Source organism: Betaproteobacteria bacterium (assembly GCA_016791345.1).
GTDB lineage: Bacteria > Pseudomonadota > Gammaproteobacteria > Burkholderiales > JAEUMW01 > JAEUMW01.
Window position 1 is genome coordinate 1 of the sequence record JAEUMW010000257.1, and the last position, 5,737, is coordinate 5,737.

The window sequence follows — 5,737 nt, forward strand, 5'->3', positions numbered from 1 at the left end:
GATGCGCTCGTCGTCCTCGACGAAATGGCGAGATCCGACCACGATGCGGCGGCCATCGACCACACTCGCCACCCCGTGAGCGACGATGAACTCGACTTCCTTGTGGTCGAAGTGGTGCGGATGGTCGAGGCGGTGGGCGGCTTCGACCACCGCCAGTGCCAGCGGATGGAAATAGTGCTCTTCCACCGAGGCGGCGAGGTTGATCAGATCCTCCGCCGTATAGCCGGCGCTGAAGGCGACCGCATCGGTCACTTGCAGCTTGCCGCTCGTGAGGGTGCCGGTCTTGTCGAAGACGAAGGTATCGGCATCGGCCAGACGTTCCAGCGCGCTGGCGCCCTTGATGAGGATGCCGGTCTGGCCACCGCGGTACATCGCGGCCTTGAAGGCGACCGGCGTGGCGAGCTTGAGGGCGCAGGAATAGTCGGCTTGAAGCACCGCGGCCACGCGTGCCCAGTCATTCGAGAAGAGCCAGGTCGCGCCGGCCAGCCCGAGCACCATCGGCACCGTGCGGTCGGCCAGGCGTGCGGCCTCGAGCTGCGTCTCGCTCTTGGCGGCGAGCGACTGCTCGACGAAGTCGGCGATGCGCGCCGCCGCGGCATTGCGCCCCACCTGTTCGGCATAGATGCGCAATCGACCTTCCACGACCACCGTGCCGGAGAGCGCGCGGTCGCGACGGCGGCGCCGCACCGGCACGCTCTCGCCGGTCATGGTCGCCTCGTTCACCAGGGCCTCGCCCCCGAGCACGGTGCCGTCCACGGGGATCACCGTTCCGGTGGCGGCGATCACGGTGTCGCCGACCGCGAGTTCCTCGGCATCCACGCTCAACTCGACGCCGTCGCGCTCGATCCACACTTGGCCGCTCGCCGGCTTGAGCAGGCTGCGCAGCATCTCGTCGGAGCGATGCGCGATGGAATTCTCGAGATACTGACCGAGGGCGAGCAGGAACGAGGTCGCGTTGGCAGCGAGGTAATCGCGCCGGCTGATGGAGATCGCCACCGCCAGCGCTTCGAGAACGTGGGACGTGATGCCGCGCTTGAGGAAGTCATCCATCGCGCGGCCGAGCACGGGCACGGCAGTACCGAAGGCGACCGGTCCCTGCAGCGCCGGCCGCAGACTTTGCGTCGCGAGCAGGGTGGCACCGCTCACGGCAACCGCGCCGAGTTCGGTCGACTCGTCGTCTGCCGACCGCGCAGTTCTCACCGGCGGCGGTTTCAGCGCGAGGATCGCCTGCGCCAAGCGGTCGGGGTCGGTCTCTCCGGTTTCGTACTCCACCGCCATCGAGCGCGCAGCAGTGTTCACCTGCACGCGGCGCACGCCGGCGACGGCTTCCACACCGCGCGTGATTCGCAACGCATCGAGCGTCGTCCCCGAGCGGCAGCGGTAGCGCAGGCGCACGCGCCCGCGCGTCCGGTGCAGCGGCTCAAGCGAGGCGAACCAGGCAGCCGACATCACGCGTCTCCGTGACGCTCCGCTTCGACTTCGGCCTTGATGTCGGACATCTGCTCTTTCATCTCTTCGAAGCCTGCGGCCACAGTGGTGTAGAGCTTCATGCCGGCCTTCACCAGCTTGCCGCGCAGTTCCTCGTCGGAGAGCACCCAGGCCGCGGCTGCGCCGACCATGGCGCCGAGCAGGAACTGCTCGGTCTGGCGCGTGCGCAGGAACGCCGGCAGGCCCTGCAGGAGGGAGGAGTCCGTCATGCCGGCGCCATAGGCCGGGCCGTAGCCGGCACCGTAGTCAGCGCCCATGCGACCGGGTGTCGGGCCGTGGTGATGCGCACCGTGCGGTGCGCCGGGTGCGTTTCCCGCCATTCCCGACGCGTCCTCGCCCATCTGCTGCCAGCCACCGGTGCCAGCGCCGTAGCCGGCCTGGGCCGGCGGCGCGCCATAGGCCGGCATGCCGTACTGTGGAGCGGCGCCGTAGGCCATGTTCTGGCCGTGACCGCCGTGCTTCCTATGCTTCTTGCCCATGAGACTTCTCCTGTTTGCATGGTGCGCAATCGCGCAGCAGTCGTTCGATGAGCAGCACACCCGCCGCGCCCGCCGCTGTGGCTACCAGCATCCCGCCGTAGTCGCCCTGACGGTAGGCCATGGCAGCGCGCTCGCCGGCGGCAACGGCAGCACCGCCCTGCAATGCCCGGCGCAGGATGCGCTTCGCGTCCGCCTGCGTGGGCGGCCGTCCCGTCACCCGAACAGCGGTGAGACAGCCGCCGGCGACGAAGCCCTTGACGAAGCCGCCACTGATGAGTGGCGGCGTCACCGGCCGCAATTGCGGGTCTTGCCGGAAGTTCACGATGCCTCCTCTGCCGCCGCCTTGGTGGCGCGCTTGCGCGGCGCACGGGCTCTGCGCGGCTTCGACGCTGCCGCAACGGCCGCGGTCGGCTCAGCGGCCTCAGGGGAAGAGGCGGTCAGGCGCACGCGCGCCCGTGCGGATGCGTTCTCGATGGTCTCGAGGCTGGACACGGTGGCATCGCGCAGGCCGCGCTGAGCCTTCGCCAGACCGGCCTTGGTCGTGTCGGTCTTGAGCAGCCGCAGCACGACTGCGCCGGCCAGCATTCCTGCTGCAAACGGTAGGAGCGGATACATAATCAGTTCTCCCTCTGGGTTGGGCCGGCTCTGTTCTTCCACAGATAGACCCCTGCGCCACCCATGACCATGCCGGCCAGCATGGCGGGATGCATCTGACGCAGGAGGGGACTCAGAACGCCGAGCGGGCCCGCCCGCGGTCCGAGCTGGGCGAACGCCTTCTCCAGAAAATCGGAGATCGCGCCGTGGTGCACGTATGCCTGCTGCGGCGGAATGCCGTGGGCGGCGTGATAGCGTTCCTTGGCGGCGGCGTCCAGCACGGCTTCGCGGAACGGGGGCAGGTACTGCTGCAGCGCCGCCTGTAGGTTCAGGAAAGCCGCGCGAACCTCCGGCTCGGCCACCTGCGTGAGCAGGTTCTCGTAGAGCCGCGCGCTCTGTACCGTGCCTGCAACGGCGCGCTGACAGTTGGCGAGCCAGCTCGGTCCCACCGTGGTTTCCAGCGGGAAGGGGTCGAGCGGGCGCGGCACGCCGAAGCGCTGACACAGCGCGGAAAGCGTGGCGATGCGCCGCTCCTGCGATGGCACGATGGTGCCGAAAGGCGGCTGCGGCCCGAACGCCTCCACCATGCGCGCATAGAAGCTGCGCGCCGCGTACTCGTCGTAGAGGGCGATGCGCAGCACCTGGTGCAGGACGGGGAAGGGCGCGTTGGCATTGACGGCGCGGCTGCGAAGGATGGGTTCGTCATAGTTGTTCACGAAGGGTCTCCTCGTATCCTTCATGCAGAATGTCGATCAGCACCTGTGCGTCCGGTGTTGCCCGCTGGGCCAGCAGATCGGCCCAGGCAGCGTCCGGAATGATGGTGCTGTCGTAGTCGACGGCGCACGAGCGGGCCGGCAGATTGAGGCGGATCGAGCGCACCCCGCGAATCGAGCCGAGCGCACTTTGCAGACGCTCGATATCGCCCTTCCGGAGGTTGCTGGTGAGAAGGCCCACGACGTCGAGCTTGAGGCGCACGCGTCCGGGAATCTGATGGGCGAGACGCAGGCTGGGCAAAAACTTGGACACGATCTGCCACAGATCGCTTGCGCGCGGTGCGCCGGGGATGGGTGTACCGGATTTATTGTCAGCCATTGCGTCGTCGGGACGCTTCGCCCTGACTGGCTTGCCGCGCGCAGAGTGCGGACGGCTGGCGGGCTACCGGTGAGGCGGGCCGTTGAATGTTCGTTGCAACTATATCATTGTGCGGTGCGATATGTTTGATCCAGGTCAAAAGAGACGGGGCTCTCCGGCCTCGCTCAATGCCTGGAGAAACCGCGGCAGGCTTGCGGGTCAGCTTGCGGCTCAGGATGACGCAAGCTTGAACTCGACCGGCACGACTACGGTGATTGGTCGCCGGGCAAGACGTGCTTCGATGGGCAACTCCGAGACCGCCTTTCGGACCATTTCGACGGCCTGCTCGTCGAGCACGTCGTGACCGCTCGAACGATCGAGGCTGACGCTGACGACCGCGCCGCCGGCGGCGAAGCTCACGGCGACCCGCGCGCGCCCCTGCCAACCCCGGCGCAGCGCCACCAGGGGATAGTTTCTGTGCTGGCTGGCGCGCTCATGGAGCCGGCGCAGGTAACCCTGGAGCCGACTCTCGTCATCGCCGGTACCGTCCCCGGTACCCGCGGTGCTGCGCCCGTCCGGACTCGCCGCCGGCGGCGTGCTGAACGGCTCGGTTCCGGGTCGGGTGCCCAGGGGAAGTTCCTCGGGTGAGCGTGCCGCCGGCACCTCGAGCACGACATGGCTGTCCTTTTCCTCCGCAGGTTCTTTCGCGGCCAGCACGGGCAGCGCGACCTCGTTCGACGGACGGGTCTTCTTCACCGGCTTCGCTGAGAGGGCATTGCGCGCGTGCGCAGGGGCCTTTTCGGGTGGAGGCGGCGGGCTCTCGCGCGCGGGAGTCGGCGCCATCTCGACAGACTCCTCCGGTGCCGGCGGTGGCGGGGTCGCCAGTTCCAGCTCGACGCGGGTTGCAGGCTTGAACGCAGGTCTGCGGAAGTGGGGGAGGAACGACAGCGCTGCAGCGTGCAATCCGATCGAGATCGCCAGTGCGGCCAGGACGAGCCGCGGCGATGTGCCCGCTCTCTCGTCGCTCATCCCTGGTTCACGGGTGTTGCGGATCTGTTTCCGGAAGCGTCACGAAGCTGAACTTGCTGACACTGGCATTCTGGATCTGCGCCATCACCTTTGCGACCGCACCATAAGGCACCTTCTCGTCCGCGAGTATCTCGACACTGACCTCGCCCTGCGCGCGCAGTCTTCGCAGCGCGTCTGCGATCCCGGAAGGTGCAAGCGTCGCCTCGTTGAGATAGACGACCCCTGCAGCGGTGACGCTGATGCGCACGTTGGTGAGGTTGCTCGACGCGGCGCTCGCGTTTGCCTTGGGGAGCTTCACGGACACCGCGTTGACGAGCAGCGGCGCCGTGACGATGAACACGGTGAGCAGCACCAGCATGACGTCGACCAGCGGCGTCACGTTGATGTCGGCCATCATGCCGTCGTCGTCCGAGCTGGAGATGATCGCCATGTTCAGCGCCCCCCTGCAGGGGATTCGTGTCGCGACTTGATGACGAGATGCTGGAACGCGGAGGCGAAGCTTTCCATGCGGACCACCGCCAGCCTGACGCGGCGCCGGAAGTAGTTGTAGGCGAGCACCGCGGGGACGGCGGCAGCGATGCCCACGGCCGTGGCGATCAGCGCTTCGCCGATGGGCCCGGCGACGACGTCGAGACCGGCCGAACCTGCCTGGGAGATGCTGATGAGCGCGTGCATGATGCCCCAGACGGTTCCGAAGAGACCGATGAAAGGGGCCGTCGACCCCACGCTGGCGAGGATCCCCAGCCCGTCTTCGAGTCGCGTCTGCTCGACGTGAATCTGCTGGCGCAGGGTGTGTTCGAGAATCTCGCGACGATCCATCGCATCGAGGACGATCGGCGAGCGTCGGATCGACTCCAGTTCGCGACATCCCGCCGAACAGACAGCGGTCAGCGTGCCGCTGGCTGCATCGAGGATCGCGGGCAGGTCCTGTATCGATGAAGCCTGCCTGAAAGCCTTCAGGAACCCTTCGCTCGCGCGCCTGTCCTGCTGGAAACGGACGAACTTGATAATCCCCACCGTCCACGTCAGGCCGGAGAGGAGTGCGAGAAGTCCGAGAACAAGATTGACGATATCGA

General features: G+C 67.4%; 9 protein-coding genes. All 9 read right to left on the reverse strand.

The annotated features are described in order from the left end of the window. The coding region (locus JNK68_10115) for a heavy metal translocating P-type ATPase (protein MBL8540713.1) at positions 1-1,449 on the reverse strand (1,449 nt) is incomplete at its 3' end. Then, on the reverse strand, positions 1,449-1,967 hold the full coding sequence (locus JNK68_10120; protein MBL8540714.1) for a hypothetical protein: 519 nt from the start codon (positions 1,965-1,967) through the stop codon (positions 1,449-1,451). The genes JNK68_10115 and JNK68_10120, both read right to left, overlap by 1 nt. Further along, positions 1,951-2,289, reverse strand: coding sequence for a hypothetical protein (locus tag JNK68_10125; GenBank protein MBL8540715.1), 339 nt, complete (start codon positions 2,287-2,289; stop codon positions 1,951-1,953). Before JNK68_10125 ends, JNK68_10120 begins: the two co-directional genes overlap by 17 nt. After that, positions 2,286-2,582, reverse strand: coding sequence for a hypothetical protein (locus tag JNK68_10130; GenBank protein MBL8540716.1), 297 nt, complete (start codon positions 2,580-2,582; stop codon positions 2,286-2,288). Before JNK68_10130 ends, JNK68_10125 begins: the two co-directional genes overlap by 4 nt. 2 nt (positions 2,583-2,584) lie before the next feature. After that, on the reverse strand, positions 2,585-3,277 hold the full coding sequence (locus JNK68_10135; GenBank protein ID MBL8540717.1) for a ferritin: 693 nt from the start codon (positions 3,275-3,277) through the stop codon (positions 2,585-2,587). Then, the gene (locus JNK68_10140) at positions 3,264-3,599 is read right to left on the reverse strand and encodes a cation transporter (GenBank protein ID MBL8540718.1); all 336 of its coding nucleotides are present in this window, start codon (positions 3,597-3,599) and stop codon (positions 3,264-3,266) included. Before JNK68_10140 ends, JNK68_10135 begins: the two co-directional genes overlap by 14 nt. Positions 3,600-3,863: 264 nt before the next feature. Continuing rightward, positions 3,864-4,661 (reverse strand): energy transducer TonB, encoded by a 798-nt coding sequence (locus tag JNK68_10145; protein ID MBL8540719.1) that lies wholly within the window; start codon positions 4,659-4,661, stop codon positions 3,864-3,866. Between the two features lie 7 nt (positions 4,662-4,668). Further along, positions 4,669-5,091 carry a biopolymer transporter ExbD gene (locus JNK68_10150; GenBank protein ID MBL8540720.1) on the reverse strand — a complete coding sequence of 141 codons (423 nt, stop codon included), beginning with the start codon at positions 5,089-5,091 and terminating at the stop codon, positions 4,669-4,671. Positions 5,092-5,093: 2 nt separating this feature from the next. Continuing rightward, the coding region (locus JNK68_10155) for a MotA/TolQ/ExbB proton channel family protein (protein MBL8540721.1) at positions 5,094-5,737 on the reverse strand (644 nt) is incomplete at its 5' end.